Source organism: Micropruina sp., from assembly GCF_047606665.1.
Classification (GTDB): domain Bacteria; phylum Actinomycetota; class Actinomycetes; order Propionibacteriales; family Propionibacteriaceae; genus Micropruina.
In genome coordinates this window covers 1-23,643 of the sequence record NZ_JASGEF010000067.1, presented here as the reverse complement: position 1 = coordinate 23,643, position 23,643 = coordinate 1, and the positions used below count along the sequence as shown (strand labels likewise).

Genomic DNA, 23,643 nt, shown 5'->3' with positions numbered 1-23,643 from the left:
GTGGTCGGATCACGTACTGCACCGGGAACCGGACGTCGGTGAGGTTGCGGTCCGAGGCCACGTGCAGGTGTTCCAGGTGGTAGAGCAGGGAGGGCCCGTCATACCACGGCGTCCGCTCGCTGCGGGTCACCACGTTGTCGCCGGCTAGCGCCGAGATCGGGATGAACTCCAGGTCACCCACCTTGAGCCGGCTGGCGAACGAACTGAACTCGTCGACGATCCTGTTGTAGGCCTCTTCGGAGTAGTCGACCAGGTCCATCTTGTTGATGCAGACGATCAGGTGCCGCACGCCCAGCAGGGTGGCGAGGAAGGAGTGCCGCCGGCTCTGCTCGGTCATCCCCTTGCGGGCGTCCACCAGGATCAGTGCCGCATCGGCGGTGGAGGCGCCGGTCACCATGTTGCGGGTGTACTGCGGATGCCCCGGTGTGTCGGCGATGACGAACTTGCGCTTGGGGGTGGCGAAGTACCGGTAGGCCACGTCGATCGTGATGCCCTGCTCCCGCTCGGCGCGCAGCCCGTCGGTGAGCAGCGCCAAGTCCACATAATCGTCGCCGCGCTGGTTGCTGACCCGCTCCACGGCGTCGTACTGGTCCTCGAAGATAGCCTTCGAGTCGTACAGCAGCCGGCCGATCAGGGTGCTCTTGCCGTCGTCCACGCTTCCGGCGGTGGCGAACCGGAGCAGGTCACCGCCGCCCAACATGTCAGCCGTCGATTCGCTCATCAGAAGTAGCCCTCCTTCTTCCGGTCCTCCATCGCCGCCTCGCTGACCCGGTCATCGCCGCGGGTCGCGCCGCGTTCGGTCAGTCGGGCGGCCGCGATCTCGGCCACGATCGCCTCCTTGGTGTCCGCCAGCGATTCGACCGCACCGGTGAGATTGGCATCGCCCATGGTGCGGTAGCGGACGCTCAGCCGCTGGGTCTTCTCGCCCTCGGTCGGCACCACGAACTCGTTCACCGCGTAGAGCATGCCCTGCCGGCGCACCACCTCCCGCTCGCGCGCGAAGTACAGGTTCGGCAGCGGCAGATCCTCTTCGGCGATGTAGGTCCAGGTGTCCAGCTCGGTCCAGTTCGACAACGGGAAGACCCGGATGCTCTCGCCCATGTTCACCCGGCCGTTGTACAGGTTCCACAGCTCGGGACGCTGATTCTTCGGATCCCATTGCCCGAAGTCGTCCCGGAACGAGAACACCCGTTCCTTGGCGCGTGCCTTCTCCTCGTCGCGGCGGGCACCACCGAACAGAGCATCGAAGCGGTGCTGTTCGATCGCGTCCAGCAGGACCGGGGTCTGCACCCGGTTGCGCGAACCATTCGGCTCGGGCTGCACCAATCCCCGCTCGATCGCCTCTGGGACGGACGCGACCACCAGCTGCACCTCCAGCTGTTCCACCCACCAGTCCCGGAAGGCGATCACCTCGTGGAAGTTGAGCCCGGTGTCCACATGCATGAACGGGAACGGAATCCTGGCCGGCGCGAACGCCTTCTGGGCGAGCACGCTCATCACCACCGAGTCCTTGCCGCCGGAGAACAGCAGGCAGGGCCGCTCCATCTCGGCGGCCACCTCGCGGATGATATGGATGCTTTCAGCTTCGAGCGCACGCAGGTGATTCAGCACGTAGCGGCTCATGATTCTCCTTCGAACTGTGCGATTTCGAACTGTGCGACGGGGTCAGATGTCATAGCTGGCCTGCTCGTGCCGCTCGGCGTCGACGCGCTCGGAGGTCCGGCGAGTCAGGTCGTCCCCGCGGCGGCGCGCACGCTCCCGCAATTCGGCGAGAATCAGAGCCACCGCGTCATCGACGCCGGTGGTGGTTGTGTCGATCACCAGATCGGCGTTCTCCGGCGCCTCGTACGGCGAGTCGATGCCGGTGAAGTTGGTCAGTTCGCCCGATCGGGCCCGCGCGTACAGGCCCTTGCGGTCGCGCCGCTCGCACTCCTCCAGCGGTGTCGAGACCCACACCTCCAGGAAGTCCGCGCCTTGCCGGGCCATCCGGGCCGCCTCGGCCCGGCCCTCGGCGAACGGGGCGATCAACGCGGTGATCGCGATACCACCGTGCCGGGCCAGCAGGGCGGCCACCCAGCCGGTGCGGCGGACGTTCGCCTCCCGTCCGGCTGTGTCGAAACCCAGGCCCGCGGACAGCATCCGGCGGACGTCGTCGCCGTCCAGCAGGGTCACCTCGCGGGTGGTGCGCGGTTCGAGGGCATTGCGCAGCGCCTTGGCGATGGTCGACTTGCCGGAACCGGAGAGGCCTGTGAGGAACACCACGGTGCCGCCACGGTGGGTGCGGGCGACGGCTTCCCCGAAACGCTCGCCGACCACGATGAAGTGTTTGGCCCGGTACGCCTGCGCCAGCCCCGACGGCGTCGGCATCCGCGGGCGCTCGAACAACCCGCGCGCCCCCGGATCCGGCCACGGCACCCGGACGATCCGATGGCTCCCCCGGCCGCAGGCCCGGATCGCCTCGGGCAGGTCGCCGAGCAGTTGCCGTCCGGTACGGGAGCGGCCGGCCAGGGCGAGCCAGAACACGGTGCTGCGCGGCGCGATCAGCGCGTCCAACCGCGCCAGATCGGACGAGGTCGGCACCCCTTGGGCGACCACCGCCAGATCGGCGGGGCCGTCCGCCTCACTCAGGCTCTCGATGTCGACCGGGGCCACGGTACGCAGCGTCTCCACCTCCAGCACCCCGGCCACGACGCGGCCGAGCAGCAGCGGGGTGGCTTCGGCGTCCTTGATCACCACCGAGGCGGCGTCACCGACGGCTTCCGCAGCCGCCTGGGTCAGCCTCAGTCGCGGGGCAACCAGCCTGCGTTGGACGAGTTCGACCAGCTCCAGGTCACCGGCCTCGACGATGAGCGCCGGCAGGTCGGCGAGCCCCGCCCAGTCGATCGTCGTGGTCACGGCTCATCACCGGCTTCCCCGTGAACCCGCTTCTGAAACCAGGCCCCGATGATCGGGCCGGCCGAGGCGAGCAGCAACGCCACCCCGAGCATGGCGAGCAGGATCTCTGCGAGGCCGGCCAGGCCACGCAGATGGTCGACCACCATCGCACCGACGAAGGCCGAAGTCGCCGAACCGATGCACAGCCACAGCACCAGCTGCAGGTTCGCGGTCTTGCGCATGATGTGCGCCACCACGCCGGCCGGCTTCATGAACAGCCTGCTCACCACATCGCTGGAGATCTCCGTCAACGCGTCGACCTTGAAGGGCAGCACCAGCACCGGTGTCATCAGGGCGCCGCCGCCCATGCCCGTGAGGCCGACTACCATCCCCACGAGTAGCCCGGCCACCGCGATCCCGATGTCCAGTTTGCTCACCTCTATCGTCCGTGACGGGTTCGGTCCAGGCTAAGGCCGACGCACTCCCTCGGAGGCACGAAGCCGCATCCTGGGCCAGGTCGTCGGTCATCGTATCCGTGGCCGGCGGCTACGACTTGACCCTACCGAAGCGCCGGCGGACCAGCCGTACGACTCGGCCGGCTCCGCGCCGGGACAGTTCGGCCGCGAGCTCTTTGACGGGCACCGAGGCCAGCGACATCGGCCGCTCCGGCGAACGGGCAAAGCCGGCGTCGCGGCCCAGCGCGACGGCGGCCACGCCGAGCATCGCCTCGACAGCCAGGTCGACTGGGACGCAGGTCACGCTGCGATGGTCCTCGCCGGGTTCGCGGCGTCGATGCGCGGGCAGCCGGAGATGGTCCAGATCGCCGATCACCCGGACGCCACTGGCCGCCACCGCGTCCGCATTGCGCAGCGCGGCGTCGTCGGCGAGATCGGCCGCCCAGTCGGGCATCGCCAGCCGCGGTTCGCCGGACGGCGGCTCGCGATAGCCGAGCACACGCGGGACCATGCCGCGGATCATCACCAGCTCGTGCTCGCGGGGCGTGGTGTCGTAGCCACGGAACCGCCGGTTGAACTGGCGGAACAACTCCACCTCAGGGGCGGTCAACGAACGATTGACTGCATGCTCCTCCCGTTCGGCCATCGCCAACAGCCCGACCGGCAGGCCGAGCAGCTGCTCGACGGTGTGCGGCAGGAAGTCGTGATCGCGAGGGTTGAGCACCACGACAGTGACGTTCTCTCGGCCGACGACATCAGCCCAGCGGCGCACCAGGGCACCCTGATCGTGCCGGGTCTGGACGATCACGTTCACCTTGGCGCCAGGGGTGAACGCGTGCCGCAGCCAGCGGTCGAAGGTGCCGCGATTGCCTGCGGCCTTGTTCGTCTCCTGCCAGATCGACGGCAGCATTCGCGCCACGCTGCGCAGGGTGATCAGAATGTGCAGGTCGTCGCCGAAGGTGTCGTGGACTTCGCGGATCACGCTCGTCGTGGCGCCGGCCGCGTACTCGTGTCCGAACCAGGCCCGCCGGTCGGGATATCTGTTCACCTCGGCGACCAGGTCGTTCCAGTAACGTCGCGGCGGCGGCTGGGTGGGGGTGCCGTCCGACGCAGCCTTCAAGCCGATCGTCTTTCCGACCAGGGAGGCTACCGCCAGGCGGTGATTCACCGCCCGCCCTGGGTAGAGGACGCCATGCGCCATCAGTTGCGGACGCTGGGCAGCAGCGGCCGTTTGGAGGGCGGTCGTTCCGGTCTTCTGCGGACCGATGTGGAACAGCCTCACGGTGGGCGGCAGTGCCTCCACGGCGGACATAATCCTCCTGTCGTCGACGTCGATGGGCAACCGCGGCGCTTCGCGGACCACTACTCAATCGCAGACGGTATCGCCGTGCCTGTCCGCCAGCTGTGGCAAAGCCATGAATTTCTCGGTTTGCTGTCCATGTGGGATACAAGCCGCCTGATCCCGCCGGAGGCATTGTCACCGATCTCGGCGAACTCGATCGACAGGGAACCGAAAAGCCATCCCCGATCGTCCAGAGGACGGTTCCTGCTCGGTTCACCGAGCGGCGGTCAGCCTTCGACAACCACCAGGCCGCTGCTGTCGGCGGCCACATCGAAGCGGACGGTGTCGCCGTCCACGATGTCGCCGGCCAGCATCCGGCGGGCCATCGCGTCCTCGATGGTGGTCTGCACCAGCCGCTTGAGCGGACGGGCACCGTAGACCGGGTCGAAGCCGGTCAGCGCCAGCCAGTCCTTGCCGGCCTGGGTGACCTCGACGTGGATCCGGCGGTCGGCCAGCCGGGAGTTCAGCCGGCGCAGCTGGATGTCGACGATCTTGCTCAGGTCCTCGGTGCCCAGCGGGGTGAACATCACTATCTCGTCCAACCGGTTCAGGAACTCGGGCTTGAACGCCTGCCGCACCACGCCCATCACCGCCTGCTCCTTCAGCTCCGGCTCCAGGCTGGGATCGGCCAGGTACTGCGAGCCCAGGTTGCTGGTCATGATCAGGATGACGTTGCGGAAGTCGACCGTGCGGCCCTGGCCGTCGGTGAGGCGTCCGTCGTCGAACACCTGCAGCAGGACGTTGAACACCTCGGGATGCGCCTTCTCGACCTCGTCGAGCAGGATCACCGAGTAGGGCCGCCGGCGCACCGCCTCGGTCAGCTGGCCGCCCTCTTCGTAGCCGACGTAGCCGGGAGGCGCCCCGACGAGCCGCGACACCGAGTGCTTCTCGCCGTACTCGCTCATGTCGATCCGCACCATCGAGTGCTCGTCGTCGAACAGGAACTCGGCCAGCGACTTGGCCAGCTCGGTCTTGCCGACGCCGGTCGGGCCGAGGAACAGGAACGAGCCGGTGGGCCGGTTCGGGTCGGAGATGCCCGCACGCGAGCGGCGCACCGCGTCCGAGACGGCGACGACGGCCTGGCGCTGGCCGATCAGCCGCTCGCCCAGCCGCTCCTCCATGGTGAGCAGCTTCTCGCTCTCGCCCTGCAGCAGCTTGCCGACCGGGATGCCCGTCCAGGACGCCACCACCTCGGCGATGTCGGTGGCCGACACCTCCTCGCTGACCATCGGGGTCAGGTCGGATTCGGCCTGCTGCGCGGCGTCCATCTCGGCTTGCAGGGCCGGGATCTCGCCGTAGAGGATCTGGGACGCCTTGGTCAGGTCGCCCTCGCGCTGGGCGCGGTCGGCGGTGATCCGCAGCTCGTCCACCTTGGCCTTCAACTCGCCGACCCGGTTCAACCCGGACTTCTCCGCCTCCCAGCGGCCCTCCAGTCCGCGCAGCTCCTCCTGGGCGTCGGCCAGTTCGGCCTGCAGCCGCTGGTAGCGCTCGACGGACGCGGGGTCGGTCTCCTTCTCCAGCGCGAAGCTCTGCATGGTCATCCGGTCGATGCTGCGGCGCAGCTGGTCGATCTCCTCCGGCGAAGAGTCGATCTCCATCCGCAGCCGGGACGCCGACTCGTCGATCAGGTCGATCGCCTTGTCGGGCAGCTGCCGGCTGGTGATGTACCGGCTCGACAACGACGCCGCCGCGACCAGCGCGCCGTCGGTGATCCGCACCTTGTGGTGCGCCTCGTAGCGTTCCCGCAGGCCACGCAGGATGGCGATGGTGTCCTCCACGGACGGCTCGCCGACGAACACCTGCTGGAAGCGGCGCTCCAGCGCCGGATCCTTCTCGATCCGCTCGCGGTACTCGTCGAGCGTGGTGGCGCCGATCATCCGCAGTTCGCCGCGGGCCAGCATCGGCTTGAGCATGTTGCCGGCGTCCATCGAGGAATCGCCGGACGCGCCGGCGCCGACCACGGTGTGCAGCTCGTCGATGAAGGTGATCACCTGGCCCTCGGCGTCCCGGATCTCGTTCAGCACGGCCTTCAGCCGCTCTTCGAACTCGCCGCGGTATTTCGCGCCGGCCACCATCGAGGCCAGGTCGAGGGAGACCACCCGGCGTCCCTTCAGCGAGTCGGGGACGTCGCCGGCCACCACCCGCTGCGCCAGGCCCTCGACGACGGCGGTCTTGCCAACGCCGGGCTCGCCGATCAGCACCGGGTTGTTCTTGGTGCGCCGGGCCAGCACCTGGACCACCCGGCGGATCTCGGCGTCACGTCCGATCACCGGATCGAGCTTGCCGTCGCGGGCCCGCGCGGTCAGGTCGACCGAGTACTTGTCGAGGGTGGATTCGCCACCCTCCTGTTCGGCCGAGGTGATCCGCTTGTCGCCACGGGCGTCGTTGAACGCCGTGGTCAGCTTCTTCGCGTCGGCGCCGAATTGCAGCAGGATCTTCTGCGCATCGCTGACGATCGCGGCCAAACCGATCATCAGATGCTCGGTGGCGACGAATTCGTCGCCCAGCTGCTCGGCCCGCGTCTCGGCGTCCGCCAGCACCCGCGCCAGGCTGCCGGACAGGCCAGGCTGGCTGACCGAGTTGCCGGACGCGCTGGGCAGCTTGGTGATCGCTCCCTGTGCGGCGGCGTCGACCACCTTGGGATCGGCGCCCACCGCGCTGAGCAGGGAGCCGACGGTGTTGTCGGGCACCATCAGCAGGGCGTGCAGCAGGTGCACCGGTTCGGCGCTCGGGTTGCCGTTGGTGAGGGCGTTGCGGAGCGCGGCCGAGACGCCATCCCGGCTCTTGGCGGTGAGCTTCGAAGTATCCATTGTCGTGCGTGTCTCCTGAAGGTAAAACCAAAGTTGAGTCCACTAGACTCAACCATAGTCCCGGGGCGCGTATTCCGCTCCCACTCCGGTGATCGGCAGCGTCAACCGTCCGCGGTGGGCTGACGACATCCACCGTCGGGTGCTCCGGGACGGTTCTCTCGGTCGAGATCCGAATCTTCCAATCGGTGGCCCTGAACCGAACCGGAACCGTCCCCTCGGTCCGTCGCCACGCACTGAGGCGCGATCCCAGGCATGGCCTGAGCCGACAGGCTCACCGGCCTTCATGCTGTAGGTGGTGGACCTGCCGCATCAGGGTCCAGACCCCGTGGCCAGCACGACGACGAGCACAGGGAGCGGTCCGCCTAGACGGCTCATATATGAATCTCAATCGACCGGGTCGAGCGCAGGTGACGCCGCGCCGCGTCCTCCAGTACCTGCGGCCAGTCCAGACCGCATGTCTCATGGAGGACGCGGGCATTGCCACCTTTGCCGCGCCGCGCACTGAGCCGCGATCCCAGCCGTTGCTGGAGCCGGTAGGCTCACCGGGACCCCGCCGCCGAAGGATCCTGAATGCGCCGCAGCGACTACCACTTGGTGACCACCAGCAATAGCGAGATCATGCTCCGAGTGCGGGCGCGTGGACGCCGCATCTTGCGCAACCCGGTGGCGAACCGGGGCACCGCATTCACCATGGAGCAGCGGGCCGAACTGGCACTGTCCGGTCTGCTTCCCGGCAAGGTGAGCACCATTGAGGAGCAGTTGCGCCGCACCTACGCGCAGTACAGCCGCTCGCCGTCCCCACTGTCGAAGTACATCTACCTCTCGCAACTGCGCGACCGCAACGAGGTGCTGTTCTACCGGCTGCTCAGCGAGAATCTCGAAGAGATGCTGCCGATCATCTACACCCCCACCATCGGCGAGGCGATCGAGCGGTTCAGCCACGAGTACGTCGGCCAGCGCGGCCTGTTCCTGTCCATCGATCGCCCCGAGCTGATGGAGCAGTCGCTAGCCAACTACGAGTTGGACGGCGACGACGTCGACCTGGTCGTGGTGACCGACTCCGAGGGCATCCTCGGCATCGGCGACCAGGGCATCGGCGGCATCCAGATCGCGCTGGGCAAGCTCAGCGTCTACACCGCGGCGGCCGGCATCCATCCCCGCCGGGCCGTTCCGATCGTGCTGGACGTCGGCACCGACAACCTCGGCCTGCTGCACAGCGACGTCTACCTCGGCGAGCACCATGCCCGGGTGCGCGGCGAGCGCTACGACGCGTTCATCGAGGCGTTCGTGGCGGCTGTCACCAAGCAGTTCCCTAACGCGATGCTCCACTGGGAGGACTTCGGCGCCGGCAACGCGCACCGCATTCTGGAGCGTTACAGCGACCGGATCTGCACCTTCAACGACGACATCCAGGGCACGGCGGCCGTAGTGCTGGCGGCCGTGCTGGCCGCTGTCCGGCTGACCGGGGTGCCGCTACGCCAGCACCGGGTGGTGGTGTTCGGCGCCGGTACCGCTGGGGTCGGCATCGCCGACATCATCCGCGAGGCGATGATCCGCGACGGGCTGGACGCCGACCGCGCCCACGACCAGTTCTATGCCTTCAACAGCCGCGGCCTGATCGTGGAGGACGGCACCGGCGTCCGCGACTTCCAGCAGCCCTACGCCCGTTCGCGCTCGGAGGTCGACGGCTGGGATGTCGCCGATCCGGTCCGGATCACGCTGGACGAGACGGTGCGGGCGGTGCAGCCGACCATCCTGATTGGGACGTCGGCGCAGACCGGCGCGTTCGCCCGTCCGGTGGTGACGGCGATGGCGCAGAGCTGTGAGCGGCCGATCATCATGCCGCTGTCGAACCCGACCTCGCGGTCGGAGGCCCACCCGGCCGACCTGCTGGACTGGACCGACGGACGGGCGCTGATCGCGACCGGCAGCCCGTACGGCACCATCCGGCACGGCGAGGTCTACCACACCATCGCGCAGGCCAATAACGCGCTGATCTTCCCCGGCCTCGGGTTGGGTGTGTCGGTGGTGCGGGCGACACGGGTGAGCGACCAGATGATCTACGCCTCCGCCGCGGCGCTGGCCGGACTGGTGAACGAATACCGTCCGGGCGCCTCACTGCTGCCGTCGATGAGCGATCTGCGGCTGGTCGCGGCAGCGGTGGCGCTGGCGGTGGCCAGGACCGCCGAGCAGCAGGGATTGGCCCGGACGCCGATGACGAACCCGATCAACGACATCTATCAGCGGATGTGGAAGCCGGAATATCCCCGGCTCGAGGTCTTGCCCGTCGAAGGCGAGTGAGGACACACCCACCGGTCGAGCTTGTCGACCCCGCATGATGAGCCTGTCGAACCTGAGCGTGTCGAACCAAGCCAGCCACCGCTGGTTGAGCTTGTCGAAACCAAGGAGGGTCTCGACCAGCGCCTCGACCAGCGGAGGCGGCACTTTCCTCGGCCGCTATCGTCTGCGCCGTGGACGAGGCGAAGCGACGGCTGCTGGTCCGGGTGGACGCGCACGGCGTCCCGCCTCGACACGATGAGGTCGAGGATTGGCTGCTCGCCGACGGCTGGACGCTCTGCGGCGAGGGCGACTGGGCGCGCGCATACCGCTCGCCTACCGGGGAGTTCGCCGCGCGGGTGAGTCCGTTCGATCCGGCCTGCCCGTTCACCGTGTGGCTGTATCGCGAGGGCGCCGGTAATCGCTATCTCCCTCGGCTCGACGCGCACCGTCGCCTCGACGGCGGCGGCCACCTGATCGTGATGGAGTTGCTTCAGGAAGTGCCGGTCGACGAGGCGAAACGCTGGCATGACCGGCTCCACGACGCGGCGGAGTTGCGGACCGATCCCGAACTCGGCAGGGCTGCGGCACTGATCGACCGGGTCCACAGGGACGCCGAATCCCAGCTGCGCTGGTGTGGGCCGCTGGACGACAACCCCGGCAACGTGATGCGAGATTCCGCCGGTCGGGCGAAGTTCGTCGACCTCTACTACGTCCAAGGTCTGGTGCTGTACGACAAGGCGCTGACCGCACCGGCCGAGGTGGTCGCCGCGATCCCGGCCGAACTGCGCCGTCACATGTTCGAGATACCCGCTTTGGCTCGGGAGGCCGCGCCCGCCGAGATTGCCCGAATGCGGGCGGCAGTGGCGTCGATCGAGGCGGATGGGGTGGCACCTGACGAACACGCTGGCGGTAGGGACGCAAGGCCGGGCGAGCCGGACCGGGCTTCTCGCAACAGGCCCTAATTCACTCGCGAGCCGACGGGTGGTCGCGCAGCCGCCAACCGTGCTCGGCGAGGGCGTCCTCGATGAGCTCTATCGTCCGGGGTCCGACGCCGTGGACGGCGAGCAGTTCGTCCCGCGACCAGTCCAGCAGGTGCTCCAGATAGCCGACCCCCACTGTCGTCAGCGCACGGGTGGCCGGCACGCCGATCCGCGGCAGCGGCGTCCCGGTGGTGGCGAGGAGCGCATCGAGCGCGTGCGTGTAGGCATGTTTCAACGCGACCTGGTCGGCTCGGCAGGCGGCGATCCGGCAACCAGTTCGGCTCGCGTTCACCGGGATGCCCTCCTCCGCCCAGTGTTGGCGGGCGCGTCCGATCAGTCCGGACGCCATGGCGCCGTCGTGCCCGGTCACCCGCCACCACGGGGCGTCGTTGCCGTACCGGCTGAGGACGCCGCCGACCTGCCGCGGCCCGGTGCCGACCACACGGGCGATATCGCCGTACGAGGTGACTCGTCCGGCCGGAATCTGCTCGACGGCGAGCAGCACCCGATCCACCAGAAAGTCGTCCACGGAGCCACGGTAGGCCACCGGCAGGTAACGGCAGTGACCGCGGGGGACGGCTCCCCCGGTCCCCGTGGGACGGTTCCCTTGGTCACCCGTGGCCGATTGGTGCGCAGGACGGCCCTTCGGCCCACGCGTCGGCGTCCGGCCAGTAGGTTGAACGCATGATCAAGCACATCGTGGCCTGGGAGTTCGCCGAGCATGCCGAGGGCGCCGACAAGGCGACCAATGTGGCGCTGGTCGCCGAGGCGTTGCGGGCGCTGCCGGGGCTCATCGACGGGATCGTCGAGTTCGAGGTGATCACCCGGCAGCCGGGGCTCGACAACACCTTCGACCTGGCCATCTATTCGGTGTTCACCGACCCGGCGGCGCTACAGGGCTACGCGGTGCATCCCGAGCATCAGAAGGTGGTCGCGCTGATCGGTGCCCGGCGCACCAGCCGGTCCTGCATCGACTACGACCCGTCCGCGCTCGGCACCTGACGCCTCTCACCCTCGGCCAACGCCCTGGTGGCCTCCGCCAAGGCCTGCTCGGCCTGCTGAGCCTCGATCCGGACGTCGTGCAGCCGGTCGGCGGCCTCGCTCGCCGCCCGTCGGGCGTCGCTCTCCGCGTCCTCGGCGCGTCGGAGTTCAGCACGAAGATCGGCAACCTCCTGGCTCGCCCGATCGAGAGACTGACGGGCGTCCGACTCGGCGGATTCGGCCTGCTGCACCGCATCCCTGGCCTGCAGCAATGCCTGAGTCGCTCGCTCGACGGCGACGCGCCGGCCGGCCTCCTGCGCATCGTGATCGGATGTCGCCTTCCGATCGTCCACGGTGGTCGCTTTGCTCTGGGCAACGATGTCGCACGTCGAGGTGGCGCCAGGCGAGGCTAGCGGGAATCCGAAACCTGAATACACCAGGGGTTTCACCGTACGCCCAGCCAGGACGTCGGTGAGGGCGTCCGCGTCGGCCACGGCGGCGGCGATCGTGCCGGCCACCTCCGCCCGGACAGCTTCGGTCGCCTGGTAGCCGCGCCGTGACCCCTCCTCGACCGCATTGGTGGTCAACGCGGTGACCAGCTGCTGTCGCTCAACACCCAGGCTGCGCAACGCGTCGACGTCCAGCCGCTGGTGTGCCGCCGTCATCCGCGCCGCCAGATCCGCCAACGACCCCAGCCGGTCGGACGCCCCGCGCGACAGCAGGTTCACCAGCCAGGCCGACCGGGTCGGCTTCTTCAGCGCCGCGACCGCCCTGACGAGCGGACGGTCCTTGGCGGCACGGGCCTGTGCTACCAGTCGCGTCCGGACCGCCATGAAGTCGTCCAGATCGGCGCCATACAGTTCGGCGGCCGCCTCGTCCAGATCCACTCCCCCAGCCTGCCCGGCCACGCGGCAGCTGTCATCACGGCTCCCTCGGTTCACGGGGGACGGTTCTTCCGCATTCGAAAATCGCACGCGGGGGGACGGTTCTCCGAACTTCGAAAATCGCACGCCGCAGAACCGTCCCCGATCGGTCGAAAATCGCACGCCGTAGAACCGTCCCCGATCGTTCGAAAATCGCACGCCGCAGAACCGTCCCCGATCGTTCGAAAATCGCACGCCGCAGAACCGTCCCCCAACATTGGTGACCGGCCTCGGTTCAGGTGCGGACGCGGTGGGTGTGGGTGTAGAGGTTGAGGGATGAGTCGCGGACGAAGCCGGCGAGGGTGAGGCCGAGATGCCGGGCGGTGTCGACGGCCAGCGAACTGGGGGCGGAAACCGCCGACACGATCGGGATGCCGGCGAGATACGCCTTCTGGACGAGCTCGAAGGACAACCGTCCGCTGAGTTGCAGCACCGTCGCGCGCAGCGGCAGGCGTCCGTTCAGCAGTGCCCAGCCGATCACCTTGTCGACGGCGTTGTGCCGGCCGACATCTTCGCGGACGACGAGCGCGCAGCCGTCCAGGTCGAACAGGCCGGCGGCATGGACGCCGCCGGTGGCTTCGAACGTGCGCTGCAACGGACGCAGCCGGTCGGGCAGTGAAAGCAGCAACTCGGCCGGCACGGACGAGTCATCGGCACCGAGATCCCACCGGCCCCGCCGGCAGAGGGTCTCGATCGAGTCGGCGCCGCAGACGCCGCAGGCGCTGGAGGTGAACGTGCCGCGCACCGGCGGCGGCACAATGCCGGCGGCCAGCACCAGGTCGAGCACGTTGTAGGTGTTCACCCCGGTGCCGGTCTCCTCGTCGATGACCGACCCGGCGCAGTACTGGGCGCGCACCACGTCGGCGGAATCGGCGATCACACCCTCGGCATGCAGCCAGCCGTGGGCCAGCTCGATGTCGTGACCGGGGGTGCGCATGGTGACGGCGTGCGGACGTCCGCCCAACCTCAGTTCGAGCGGCTCCTCGACGGCCAGCCGGTCCTCGCGGGTCCGGACGGCGTCCCGCTCGACCCGGACGACCCGCGTCCGCTGGGTGACTCGACCCATCAACGCCACCCGACCGGGTCGTCACCGGCCGGCTCCAGCCGGATCACGATCGACTTCGAGGTGGGCGTCCCGGACTCGTCGGCGACCGAATCGAGCGGCACCAGCACGTTCGTCTCCGGGAAGTATGCCGCGACACAGCCGCGCGCTGTCGCATAGTCGACCAGCCGGAAGCCGTGCGCCCGGCGCTCCTCGGTGCCCGCATCGCCCGGCCAGATCGAGACCAGATCCACCAGGTCCCCGTCGGCGAAACCCAGTTCTTTCTGGTCGTCGGGGTGGATGAACAGCACCCGCCGCCCCGCTTTCACGCCGCGGTAGACGTCGTCCATGCCATAGATGGTGGTGTTGAACTGGTCGTGGCTACGCACCGTCTGCAGCAGCAGATGCCCCGGCGGCACTTCGACGATGACCAGTTCGTTGGCGGTGAACCGGGCCTTGCCGGTCGAGGTCCGGAAGGTGCGCGAATCCCGCGGGCCGTTCGGCAGCGCGAAGCCGAGCGGGGTGTTCACCCGTTCCTCGTAGCGTTCGAACCCCGTGATGCAGGCTTCGATGTGGCCGCGGATGGTGGCGTAGTCGGCGCGCATCGCCGCCCAGTCGATGAGGTCCGAGCCGACGGTCCGCTCGGCGATCGAGCAGACGATGTCCACCTCGGAGCGCAGCTGGTCGGTGGCCGGCGCCAGCCGTCCGCGGGAGGCGTGCACCATGCCCATCGAGTCCTCGACGGTGACGAACTGTTCCCGTCCGCCGGTGCGGTCGTGTTCGGTGCGACCCAGGGTGGGCAGGATCAGCGCCTGCCGTCCGGTCACCGCGTGCGACCCGTTCAGCTTGGTGGAGACGTGCACCGTCAGCCCGACGTTGCGCATTGCCGCCTCGGTGACCTTCGAATCGGGAGTCGCCCGGACGAAGTTGCCGCCGACGGCCAGGAACACCCCGCACTGTCCGTCGCGCATCGCCCGGATCGCGGCGACCACGTCGTGGCCGTGCTCGCGCGGCGAGGCGATTCCGAAGTGTCGGTCGAGGGCATCCAGCAGCGCCGCGGGCGGGCGTTCATTGATGCCGACGGTCCGGTCGCCTTGCACGTTGGAGTGGCCGCGCACCGGGCAGGCGCCGGCACCCGGACGTCCGACGTTGCCACGCAGCAGCAGGAAGTTGACGATCTCGCGGATCGTCGGCACCGAATTCTTGTGCTGGGTGAGGCCCATCGCCCAGCAGACGATGATCGACTCGGCCGCCTGCACCTGCGCGGCGACCTTCTCCAGGTCGGCCCGGCTCATCCCGGTGGCGCGTTCGATGTCGGCCCAGTCGACGGTGGCGAGGTGAGCGCGGAAATCGTCGAAACCGCTGGTGTGTTCGGCGATGAACGCGTGATCAAGCGCGTCGGCCTCGAGCAGCAGCTTGTTCAGGCCCTGGAAGAACGCCAGGTCGCCGTTGAGCCTGATCTGGCAGTACTGGTCGGCCAGTTCGACGCCGCCGCGCAGCACGCCTCTGACGGTCTGTGGATTCCGGAACGCCTTCAACCCGGCTTCGATCAGGGGATTCACCGCGATGATCCGGCCGCCGTTAGCCTTCGTCCGCTCCAGCGCCGACAGCATCCGCGGATGGTTGGTGCCCGGATTCTGCCCGGCGATGATCACCAGTTCGGTGGTGTGGATGTCCTCCAGTGTGACGGTGCCCTTGCCGATACCGAGGGTCTGGCCGAGCGCCGATCCGCTGGACTCGTGGCACATGTTCGAGCAGTCAGGCAGGTTGTTGGTGCCGAAGGCCCGAACGAACAGCTGATAGGCGAACGCCGCCTCATTGGAGGTCCGCCCCGAGGTGTAGAAGATCGCCTCGTCCGGGCTATTCAGCGCCCGCAACTCGCCGGCGATCAGGTCGAACGCCTCGTCCCAGTCGATCGGTTGGTAGTGAGTGCCACCCTCGCGCAACAGCATCGGTTCGGTGAGCCGTCCCTGCTGGCCGAGCCAGTGATCGGAGCGCGTCGCTAGGTCGGCGACCGGGTGGGTGGCGAAGAAGTCGCGGGTCACCCGGCGCACCGTCGCCTCTTCGGCAACCGCCTTCGCGCCGTTCTCGCAGAACTCTGCGACATGCCGGTGGTCGGGGTCGGGCCAGGCGCAGCCGGGGCAGTCGAAGCCCTCCTTCTGGTTGATCGCGGTCAGCGTCAGCACCGAACGGACGACGCCCATTTGCGCACCCGCGTGCTCCAGCGCCCTGACCACGCCGGGCACACCCGCGCCATACGATTTGGGCTTGCCCAGGCGCATCCGGGCATCGCCGGCGTCCTCGATCGGCGCCTTCGTGGCCATCGCCCCTCCTGTCTTTCCGCAACGTTCGACCCAGTATCTGCCCGTGGACGCCTCGCGGCCACCCCGCCCGCTATCGACCCAGCAACGTCCGGCGGAACAGCGTGCGTTGCGGTGTGGTCAGGTCGTCCTCGGCCAGCGTCACATCGACCGCGAGCGCCTCGCAGGCAACCCGGTAGCAGAAGCCGTCGCGGACCGGATGTCCGCGGGCGATGTCGACCAGAGCATTCGAGGTGAGCAGCGAGTTCCATTTCTCGGCGTCGGGAGGCGGAAGCGCGTCCAAAGAGGTGCGTCGTTCTCGGACGACCCCGGTCACGCCGCCGGTGCGGCGCAACAGCAGGTCGGCGTCCGACAGGGAAGGAGCACCGCGATCGCTCACCGGGCCATTCGTCGCAGCGACTCCCACCTGGCGCCAGCCGTCGGCGATCGCGGCATGTTCGCGGCCGCCGTCGCCGAACCTGGTCTGGGCCGCCTGAATGGTCAGCGCGGCGAAGGTCGCGAAGTCGGCGTGCTGACCGAGCGCACCGCCGGTGAGGACGTCGTACCAGACCTGTCCGGCGGCGACCCAGGCCGGACCGCCGATCGCCCGTGCCGCCAACGCGAACGCCCGGTTGGGGATGCCCGAGTTGATGTGGACGCAGCCGCTGTCGTCGGTGGTGTGGACGAGCCGGTCCATGTGGTCGGGCTGCGGATCTTTGCCGAGCCGTGGGTCGTCATATGCGGTGCCGGGCGCGATCATGCTGCGTAGCGCCACCCCGTCGACGCCGGGCAGCAACAGGTCGGCACCGATCAGCCAGTCGGCGGTCGCGGCGTCCTGGCCGAGGCGATGCTGCTTGACCAGGCTGCCGAACACGTCGGAGATGTGCTCGTTCAGGGCTCCGGGCTGGTCGGAGTAGACCAGGCCGGCGGTGCGCTCGGTCACGCCATGGGTGAGCTCGTGGCCGATCACCTCGAGGCTGGCCGTGAAGCGTCCGAAGATGTCGTCGTCACCGTCGCCGAAGACCATCCGGGTGCCGTCCCAGAAGGCGTTGTCGTAACCCTCGCCGTAGTGCACCGTGCCGGGCAGCAGCATGCCGGCGCCGTCGATCGAGTCGCGTCCGTAGACGTCGTGGAAGAGTTCCCAGGTCGCACCGAACCCGTCGTAGGCCTCGTCGGCCGCCGGGTCTCCGGTCGGGGCGTCGCCCTCGCGGCGCACCACGGTTCCCGGCAGCTGCTCGGTGTTCTTCGCCGTGCTGATCTCGCGTCGCGGGGACGCCTCACCCGGCATCACAGAGCGCCGATAGATCGGCGCAAACGTCGCCCGACCGCGGCCGGCCCACAGCGATTGATTGGCCATCAGCGTCCGCTGGGCCACGTCCGCGATCCCCGGCTCGGGGCTTTCGGCCAGCCTCCGCAACAGGTAGGGCGGGACGATGGAGTGCCTGATCTGTGCCATACCTCAAGGATGCCGCCGCCCACTGACAGTTTCCGGGGACGGTGGGCCGGCCTCCCGCGTCCGGGCCAAGACGGTTCTCCGACTGCTGCCGGCCGCCGGTATCACTCGGCCAGCACCGTGCCTCTTCTCGCTATCAGGTCGCCACGGACGGGGTGCTGGCGGTAGGGGTGGTCGTGGAGAGGCACATCGCCCTCAACCTGCCGGCCCGGTCCGCGATAGCCATCACCGTGGTCAGATGGCGACCGATTTGCGAGCCGTCCAGGCGGCCGAGGCGAGACGCCGGTCGAATCGGTCGCCAGTTGACCAACTCGTTCCCGCGAACGATGGGTCCGATTGAGCCCTCTCGCCCGTGCCCGGACCAGCGGCACCGCGCATCCGTGAGACGATCGTTCTCCGACGAGAGGACGAGGTCCGTGATTACGAAGCTCACCATGGCCATCGGTGGCCTGCTCGCCCTGACCGGAGTGGTCACCTACTTAGCCACCGGTGCGGCCAGCCTGACCGCACTGATCCCCAGCGCGGTCGGGGTGTTGCTGCTGATCGCCGGCTGGCTCGCCCGGAACCCACGGCTGCATCGGCACGCGATCCACGGTGCGCTCGCCGTCGCGCTGCTCGGCGTCCTCGGCTCGCTGATGAACGTCGTGAAGATCGGCCAGGTGTTCAACGGCACCGCGGAGCGTCCGGCAGCGATCCTGGAGAGCGTGGTGATGTTCGTCGCGCTGGTGATCTACCTCGCCGTCGGCGTCCGGTCATTCATCAAGGCCCGGCGCGCTCGGACGGCCTGAAGCCTCGGCGTCCGGACTCATGAGTCCGGACGCCAATACGTTTCTGCCGACCACGGACCCGCGATCTCGGTGGACCGTTGAGGACGGCGCGGTGACCGAAAGAACCGTCCCCGCGTTCCGAACCGGAACGGAACCATCCCCTGAACCCGGCGAGGGTCAGGCGTCCGACAAGGGCGGACGCCCCGGAAGTGCCAGGGTCGGACGGCGGGTCGCGCGGCGTCCGAGATGGACGTCGCCGGCGGACGCCGCGGTGAAGACGCGCGACGCGCGCGGCTCGGCCTGCAACTCGGCGACCAGTTCGGCCACCCTGGCCAGCTGGCTGCGCAGAGCGTCCAGTTCGTCCTCCAAGGCCAGGATGCGCCGGATGCCTTCGAGGTTGATGCCCTCGCGCTGCGAGAGATGTTGGATGTGCCGCAGCTTGGCGATGTCGCGCAACGAGTAGCGGCGACCGCGACCGCGGGCGCGCCGCGGCACCACCAGCCCGACCCTGTCGTAGCCGCGCAGCGTCTGCGGATGCATCTCGGCCAGCTGCGCGGCCACCGAGATCACGAAGATCGGCGCGTCGGAGTCGATCCGCTGCGGCAGGAACCCGGACGAACTGGTCATCTCAGCCTCCGTACAACGAGGCCCGCGGATCGGCGTCGTCGCCCATCGCCGCGGCGAAGCTGGCCAGCGCCTCCTTGGCGGTGTCGTTCAGCGCGTTCGGCACCTGCACCTCGACGGTGACCAGCAGGTCGCCGGTGCTGCCGTCGGCCTTGTGCACTCCCTTGCCGCGGACGCGGAAGGTGCGGCCGTTGGGGGTCCCCGGACCGATCTTCAACGTCACTCGCTGACCGGACAGCGTCGGCACCGAGATGTCGGCGCCGAGCGCCGCCTCGGTGAAGGTCACCGGCACGGTCAGGGTGAGGTTGTCGCCCTTGCGGCCGAACAGCTTGTGCGGACGGACGTGCACCAGCACGTACAGATCGCCCGGAGCGCCCCCGTTCTCGCCGGAACCGCCCTTGCCCTTGATCCGGATCTTCTGACCGTCGATCACGCCGGCCGGGATGCGCACCTGCATCGACTTGGTCGAGCGGCCGCGGCCCGAGCCGGCACACACCGGGCACGGCTCCTCGACGATCAGGCCCCGGCCACGGCAGTCGTGACACGGCTCGCTGACCGCGAACACGCCGCCCGAGGTCGAGGTCTGCATGCCGCTGCCCTGACAGGTCTGGCAGACCTTCGGCAGGGTCCCCGACTTCGCGCCGGTGCCCGAGCAGGCCGCGCAGGCCTCGTCCGACACCGTCTGCATGGTGACGGTGACACCGGCGACGGCATCGGTGAAGTCGATGGTCGCCTCACCCTCGATGTCCTGCCCGCGTCGCGGGCCGCGGCTGGTCGTGGTCCGTCGGGTCGAGGTGCCGCCGAACAGGTTCCCGAACAGGTCGGAGATGTTGTTGCCACCAGGCGTGGCACCGCCCGCGTTGCGGAACAGATCCTCCATCGACGGCCCCTGACCGCCACCGGGGAACCGGAAACCGCCACCGCTGAACAGGCTGCGGGCGTCGTCGTACTCCTTGCGCTTCTTCGGATCGGACAGCACCGAGTTGGCCTCGGAGATGTCCTTGAAGCGCTGCTCGGCGGCCGGATTGTTGTGGTTCTGGTCAGGATGGTTCTCTCGCGCCAGCTTGCGGAAGGCCTTCTTGATCTCGTCCGGCTTGGCGCTGGAGGAGACACCGAGGACCTTGTAGTAGTCCTTCTCGAGCCAGTCCTTGGTGCTCATGTCCTGACGCCTCCTTTCCTCTCTCCATCGTGTGCGGTCTCGACAAGCTCGACCAACCGTTCCGTGGTCTCGACAAGCTCGACCGACGGTTGTTGCGACACGCCCAACCAGCGGAATGTCATTCGGGTTCCGCGACACCGACCCGTGCCGGCCGCAGCACCCGGTCGTTCAGCCGGACGCCCTTCTGCATGATCGCAGAGACGGTGGTGACCTCGACGCCCTCCATCGGCAGGTGCATCAGCGCCTCGTGGACGTTCGGGTCGAACGGCTCGCCGACTTCGCCGTAGACGGTCAGGCCGTACTTGGCGGTCAGCCGCTCCAACTCCTCGGCGACCAGCTTGAAGCCGCCGGTGAGCTCGTCGTGCTCGCGGGCCGCCTCGATGCTGTCCAGCACCGGGAGCAGATCCAGCACGACCGCCTCGATGCCGCCCTGCCGGGACAACGCGCGGTCGCGATCGACCCGCTTCTTGTAGTTCGCGTATTCGGCCTGCAGCCGCTGCAGGTCGTGGGTGCGCTCGGCGACCAGTTCGTCCAGTTCGGCGATCTTGGCCGCCGCCACCGGCTCGTCCACGGACGCCGCGGCGGCTGCGTCGGACGCCTGATCGGCGCCGGTCGACGCGGCTGTCTCGTCGGCCGCGGCCGGTTCGGTCGCCTCGGTGGTGTCCTCGGGCGACGCCGGGGTCGGATCGGCTGCGGGCTGCTGCTCGTGCTTGCTCACGGATTCTCCTTTGCGCGGCCGGTCCGCGGGTGAAGCACCCACGGACCGGCCGACGGCGTCACTTCTTGTCGTTGTCCTCGTCGTCGACGATCTCGGCGTCCACGACATCGTCATCGGCAGCGGACGGGGCGTCCTGGCTCTCCGAACCAGAGGCCTGCGCGTCGCTGGCCTGCTTGGCCTGGGCGGCGGCGTACATCGCCTGGCCCATCGCGGACGCCTTGGTGTTCAGATCGTCCATGGCGGCCTTGACCGCGTCGTTGTCGTCGCCGGCCAGCGCTTCCTTCAGCTTGGCCAGGGACTCCTCGACGGGGGCCTTCACGTCGTCGCCGATCGACTCGGCGTTGTCGGCGATCAGCTTCTCGGTGCGGAACGCCAGGGCGTCCGCCTCGTTGCGCATCTCGACGGCCTCGCGACGCCTGCGGTCCTCCTCCGCGTGCGACTCGGCGTCCTTCACCATCCGGTCGATGTCGTCCTTGCCCAGCGCCGAACCGCCGGTCACCGTCATGGACTGCTCCTTGCCGGTGGCCAGGTCCTTGGCGTGCACATGCACGATGCCGTTGGCATCGATGTCGAAGGTGACCTCGATCTGCGGCACGTTGCGCGGCGCCGGCATCAGCCCGGTGAGCTCGAAGTTGCCCAGCGACTTGTTGTCGCGGGCGAAGTCGCGCTCGCCCTGGTAGACCTGGATCATCACCGATGGCTGGTTGTCCTCGGCGGTGGTGAACACCTCGGACCGCTTGGTCGGGATGGTGGTGTTGCGCTCGATGATCTTGGTCATCACGCCACCCTTGGTCTCGATGCCGAGGCTCAGCGGGGTGACGTCGAGCAGCAGGACGTCCTTCACCTCACCCTTCAGCACGCCGGCCTGCAGCGCGGCACCCAGCGCGACAACCTCGTCCGGGTTGACGCTCTTGTTGGGCTCCTTGCCGCCGGTCAGCTCCTTGACCAGATCGGCCACGGCCGGCATCCGGGTGGAGCCGCCGACCAGGATGACGTGGTCGATCTTGCCGACCGAGGTGCTGGCGTCCGAGATCACCGCGTTGAACGGTGAGCGGCAGCGGTCCAGCAGGTCCTGGGTCATCCGCTGGAACTCGGCCCGGGTGAGCTTCTCGTCCAGGTGCAGCGGACCCTCGGCGCCGGCGGTGATGTAGGGCAGGTTGATCGAGGTCTCCTGGGTGGAGGACAGCTCGATCTTGGCGCGCTCGGCGGCCTCCTGGAGCCGCTGGCGAGCCATCTTGTCCTTGCTCAGGTCGATGCCGTTGGCGTTCTTGAACTGCTTCACCAGCCAGTCGACGATGCGCTGATCCCAGTCGTCACCGCCCAGCCGGTTGTCGCCCTTGGTGGCCTTCACCTCGAAGACGCCGTCGGCGATCTCCAGCAGCGACACGTCGAAGGTGCCGCCGCCGAGGTCGAAGACCAGCACGGTCTGCTCGGTGTGCCCCTTGTCCAGCCCGTAGGCCAGGGCGGCCGCGGTCGGCTCGTTGATGATCCGGTCGACGGTCAGGCCGGCGATCTCACCGGCCTCCTTGGTGGCCTGCCGCTCCGCGTCGGAGAAGTAGGCCGGGACGGTGATCACCGCGTTGGTGACCGGCTCACCGAGGTAGGCCTCGGCGTCCCGCTTCAGCTTCTGCAGCACGCGGGCGCTGATCTCCTGCGCGGTGTACTTCTTTCCGTCGATGTCCACCGACCAGGTGGTGCCCATGTGCCGCTTGACCGAGCGGATGGTGCGGTCGACATTGGTGACGGCCTGACGCTTGGCGACCTCGCCGACCAGCACCTCGCCGTTCTTGGTGAAAGCCACCACCGACGGCGTCGTGCGGGCGCCCTCGGCGTTGGGGATGACGGTGGGCTCGCCGCCCTCCAGGACGGCGATGACCGAGTTGGTGGTGCCGAGGTCGATGCCTACTGCACGAGCCATTGCGGGTTCCTCCAGTGTGTGATGTGCTACTGCCGACTCCAGCCGGCCACGTTGTTGAGCCTAACACGCTCAATCGCAAGGTTGAGCGCACCTGACTCAACTATGGGCGTGGCCACCGTATTCCCGTGTTCACCAAACGAGACAACATCGGTCTGGACGTCCACCCCAGGCCACTCGACGACCGCCTGCGGTGACCCATGGAGGTCCGGACTGGCGGCGGAGAGAACGAGCCAGGCATCCTGGCACGCAGCGACGCTCCCCGTCTCATGTCGCATTGCGGACGCCGATGGTTGCACCACGATCACGATCGCCGTCCAACAGGAGACCACAGGGACGTGACGGTCTAGCCTGGGGGTCACCCCCACGCAGACCCGGCCAGTGGGCGGAGCCCGAAAGCCCACCAGGTCGGCGGTGTCGCACCGCCCACCACGGGCCCGCGCTAGCTGGTCGCCGGCAGGATTCGAGACGAAGGGAGAGACGCAGGGTGCCTACCGATCGTCCCGACGACCCCGCGGCGGGCACCGGCTCAGCCACCGCGGCCTCACCGGCGCCCTCGGCCACCCGCACGCCGCGGTCCTCGTCACCGCGGCGCGCCCTGCCATCCACGTCCCCGTCGCAGGAGTCGTCACTGGACGACGGAGTCACGCCCGTGCCGAGTTCGACGGCCGCCGGCATTGGCGACCTGCCTCGGCGTCCCGACGGCAACGGCTCTGTCGCACGAGCGATCGCGATCGGCACGATGGTCGGCCTGATCGTGCTGTTCGTTGGCTGGTTCTTCCTGATCCACGGCGCCGCCAACGACAACCGGGCCTTGCCCGCGCCGGGCCGTGCTGCGGTGACCACCATCTTTCCGACGCCCACCGACACGCCGTTCACGTCGTCGCCCACACCGACCTCGGCCGGCCCGCTGCCGAAGCGCACCCCTAAGAAGTCGCCGACCCCGACGCCGACCCCCACCCCGACGCCGACCCCCACCCCCACCCCCACCCCCACCCCGACGCCGACCCCGACGCCGAC

20 protein-coding genes are annotated in these 23,643 nt (G+C 68.7%); 5 read left to right on the top strand and 15 right to left on the bottom strand.

Features of this window, described 5'->3' with window-relative positions; translation table 11 throughout:
* The 6 genes from QM619_RS16110 to clpB all read right to left on the bottom strand — a co-directional run.
* Positions 1–721: sulfate adenylyltransferase subunit 1 (locus tag QM619_RS16110; protein WP_415111073.1), on the bottom strand; the 721-nt coding region annotated here is incomplete at its 3' end.
* Positions 721–1,623 (bottom strand): sulfate adenylyltransferase subunit CysD, encoded by a 903-nt coding sequence (gene cysD, locus QM619_RS16105; protein ID WP_415111070.1) that lies wholly within the window; start codon positions 1,621–1,623, stop codon positions 721–723. The genes cysD and QM619_RS16110, both read right to left, overlap by 1 nt.
* A 42-nt stretch (positions 1,624–1,665) precedes the next feature.
* Positions 1,666–2,895, bottom strand: coding sequence for an adenylyl-sulfate kinase (gene cysC, locus QM619_RS16100; RefSeq protein ID WP_415111068.1), 1,230 nt, complete (start codon positions 2,893–2,895; stop codon positions 1,666–1,668).
* Positions 2,892–3,311 (bottom strand): TSUP family transporter, encoded by a 420-nt coding sequence (locus QM619_RS16095; protein WP_415111065.1) that lies wholly within the window; start codon positions 3,309–3,311, stop codon positions 2,892–2,894. The genes cysC and QM619_RS16095 overlap by 4 nt, the downstream gene beginning before the upstream one ends.
* A 109-nt stretch (positions 3,312–3,420) precedes the next feature.
* Complete coding sequence (locus QM619_RS16090; RefSeq protein WP_415111062.1) at positions 3,421–4,641, bottom strand: hypothetical protein; 1,221 nt, start codon at positions 4,639–4,641, stop codon at positions 3,421–3,423.
* A gap of 257 nt (positions 4,642–4,898) precedes the next feature.
* Positions 4,899–7,481 (bottom strand): ATP-dependent chaperone ClpB, encoded by a 2,583-nt coding sequence (clpB, locus tag QM619_RS16085; RefSeq protein ID WP_415111059.1) that lies wholly within the window; start codon positions 7,479–7,481, stop codon positions 4,899–4,901.
* Positions 7,482–8,051: 570 nt separating this feature from the next.
* On the opposite strand from clpB, the gene QM619_RS16080 reads away from it, so the two are divergent.
* Positions 8,052–9,782: an NAD-dependent malic enzyme gene (locus QM619_RS16080; RefSeq protein WP_415111056.1), complete on the top strand. Its 1,731-nt coding sequence runs from the start codon at positions 8,052–8,054 to the stop codon at positions 9,780–9,782.
* 170 nt (positions 9,783–9,952) lie between these two features.
* A complete protein-coding gene (locus QM619_RS16075; RefSeq protein ID WP_415111053.1) occupies positions 9,953–10,723 on the top strand; it encodes a hypothetical protein in 771 nt (256 codons plus the stop codon).
* Position 10,724: 1 nt separating this feature from the next.
* Here the strand turns inward: QM619_RS16075 and QM619_RS16070 are convergent, their stop codons facing one another.
* Positions 10,725–11,270 carry an MGMT family protein gene (locus QM619_RS16070; protein ID WP_415111050.1) on the bottom strand — a complete coding sequence of 182 codons (546 nt, stop codon included), beginning with the start codon at positions 11,268–11,270 and terminating at the stop codon, positions 10,725–10,727.
* 155 nt (positions 11,271–11,425) lie between these two features.
* On the opposite strand from QM619_RS16070, the gene QM619_RS16065 reads away from it, so the two are divergent.
* The gene (locus tag QM619_RS16065) at positions 11,426–11,743 is read left to right on the top strand and encodes a Dabb family protein (RefSeq protein WP_415111047.1); all 318 of its coding nucleotides are present in this window, start codon (positions 11,426–11,428) and stop codon (positions 11,741–11,743) included.
* Here the strand turns inward: QM619_RS16065 and QM619_RS16060 are convergent.
* The 4 genes from QM619_RS16060 to QM619_RS16045 all read right to left on the bottom strand — a co-directional run bounded on the left by QM619_RS16060 (position 11,716) and on the right by QM619_RS16045 (position 17,443).
* A complete protein-coding gene (locus QM619_RS16060) occupies positions 11,716–12,609 on the bottom strand; it encodes a hypothetical protein (protein ID WP_415111044.1) in 894 nt (297 codons plus the stop codon). The two genes, QM619_RS16065 and QM619_RS16060, sit on opposite strands and share 28 nt — an antisense overlap.
* 271 nt (positions 12,610–12,880) lie before the next feature.
* Complete coding sequence (fdhD, locus tag QM619_RS16055) at positions 12,881–13,711, bottom strand: formate dehydrogenase accessory sulfurtransferase FdhD (RefSeq protein ID WP_415111041.1); 831 nt, start codon at positions 13,709–13,711, stop codon at positions 12,881–12,883.
* Positions 13,711–16,011: an FdhF/YdeP family oxidoreductase gene (locus QM619_RS16050; RefSeq protein ID WP_415111038.1), complete on the bottom strand. Its 2,301-nt coding sequence runs from the start codon at positions 16,009–16,011 to the stop codon at positions 13,711–13,713. The genes fdhD and QM619_RS16050 overlap by 1 nt, the downstream gene beginning before the upstream one ends.
* 70 nt (positions 16,012–16,081) lie before the next feature.
* Positions 16,082–17,443 (bottom strand): protealysin inhibitor emfourin, encoded by a 1,362-nt coding sequence (locus tag QM619_RS16045; protein WP_415111035.1) that lies wholly within the window; start codon positions 17,441–17,443, stop codon positions 16,082–16,084.
* A 413-nt stretch (positions 17,444–17,856) separates the two neighbouring features.
* On the opposite strand from QM619_RS16045, the gene QM619_RS16040 reads away from it, so the two are divergent.
* On the top strand, positions 17,857–18,228 hold the full coding sequence (locus QM619_RS16040; RefSeq protein WP_415111032.1) for a hypothetical protein: 372 nt from the start codon (positions 17,857–17,859) through the stop codon (positions 18,226–18,228).
* Positions 18,229–18,384: 156 nt separating this feature from the next.
* Here the strand turns inward: QM619_RS16040 and QM619_RS16035 are convergent, their stop codons facing one another.
* The 4 genes from QM619_RS16035 to dnaK all read right to left on the bottom strand — a co-directional run bounded on the left by QM619_RS16035 (position 18,385) and on the right by dnaK (position 22,626).
* Positions 18,385–18,834, bottom strand: a complete 450-nt coding sequence (locus QM619_RS16035) for a heat shock protein transcriptional repressor HspR (protein WP_415111029.1) — start codon at positions 18,832–18,834, stop codon at positions 18,385–18,387.
* 1 nt (position 18,835) lies between these two features.
* The gene (gene dnaJ, locus QM619_RS16030) at positions 18,836–19,990 is read right to left on the bottom strand and encodes a molecular chaperone DnaJ (protein WP_415111026.1); all 1,155 of its coding nucleotides are present in this window, start codon (positions 19,988–19,990) and stop codon (positions 18,836–18,838) included.
* Between the two features lie 118 nt (positions 19,991–20,108).
* Positions 20,109–20,708, bottom strand: coding sequence for a nucleotide exchange factor GrpE (gene grpE / locus QM619_RS16025; RefSeq protein WP_415111023.1), 600 nt, complete (start codon positions 20,706–20,708; stop codon positions 20,109–20,111).
* A 58-nt stretch (positions 20,709–20,766) separates the two neighbouring features.
* Entirely contained in the window at positions 20,767–22,626 is a 1,860-nt protein-coding gene (dnaK, locus tag QM619_RS16020; RefSeq protein WP_415111020.1) for a molecular chaperone DnaK, read from the bottom strand.
* A gap of 649 nt (positions 22,627–23,275) precedes the next feature.
* Between dnaK and QM619_RS16015 the strand changes: the two genes are divergently transcribed.
* Positions 23,276–23,643, top strand: a 368-nt coding sequence (locus QM619_RS16015; RefSeq protein ID WP_415111017.1) for a hypothetical protein, incomplete at its 3' end; no start/stop codon positions are given.

What these genes read in the sequence shown, in the direction of transcription:
- fdhD (WP_415111041.1), bottom strand. Translation starts at nt 13,711, where the DNA reads ATGGGTCGAGTCACCCAGCGGACGCGGGTCGTCCGGGTCGAGCGGGAC.
- cysD (WP_415111070.1), bottom strand. Translation starts at nt 1,623, where the DNA reads ATGAGCCGCTACGTGCTGAATCACCTGCGTGCGCTCGAAGCTGAAAGC.
- QM619_RS16090 (WP_415111062.1), bottom strand. Translation starts at nt 4,641, where the DNA reads ATGTCCGCCGTGGAGGCACTGCCGCCCACCGTGAGGCTGTTCCACATC.
- dnaK (WP_415111020.1), bottom strand. Translation starts at nt 22,626, where the DNA reads ATGGCTCGTGCAGTAGGCATCGACCTCGGCACCACCAACTCGGTCATC.
- dnaJ (WP_415111026.1), bottom strand. Translation starts at nt 19,990, where the DNA reads ATGAGCACCAAGGACTGGCTCGAGAAGGACTACTACAAGGTCCTCGGT.
- QM619_RS16035 (WP_415111029.1), bottom strand. Translation starts at nt 18,834, where the DNA reads ATGACCAGTTCGTCCGGGTTCCTGCCGCAGCGGATCGACTCCGACGCG.
- QM619_RS16080 (WP_415111056.1), top strand. Translation starts at nt 8,052, where the DNA reads ATGCGCCGCAGCGACTACCACTTGGTGACCACCAGCAATAGCGAGATC.
- QM619_RS16050 (WP_415111038.1), bottom strand. Translation starts at nt 16,011, where the DNA reads ATGGCCACGAAGGCGCCGATCGAGGACGCCGGCGATGCCCGGATGCGC.
- QM619_RS16045 (WP_415111035.1), bottom strand. Translation starts at nt 17,443, where the DNA reads ATGGCACAGATCAGGCACTCCATCGTCCCGCCCTACCTGTTGCGGAGG.
- clpB (WP_415111059.1), bottom strand. Translation starts at nt 7,481, where the DNA reads ATGGATACTTCGAAGCTCACCGCCAAGAGCCGGGATGGCGTCTCGGCC.
- QM619_RS16065 (WP_415111047.1), top strand. Translation starts at nt 11,426, where the DNA reads ATGATCAAGCACATCGTGGCCTGGGAGTTCGCCGAGCATGCCGAGGGC.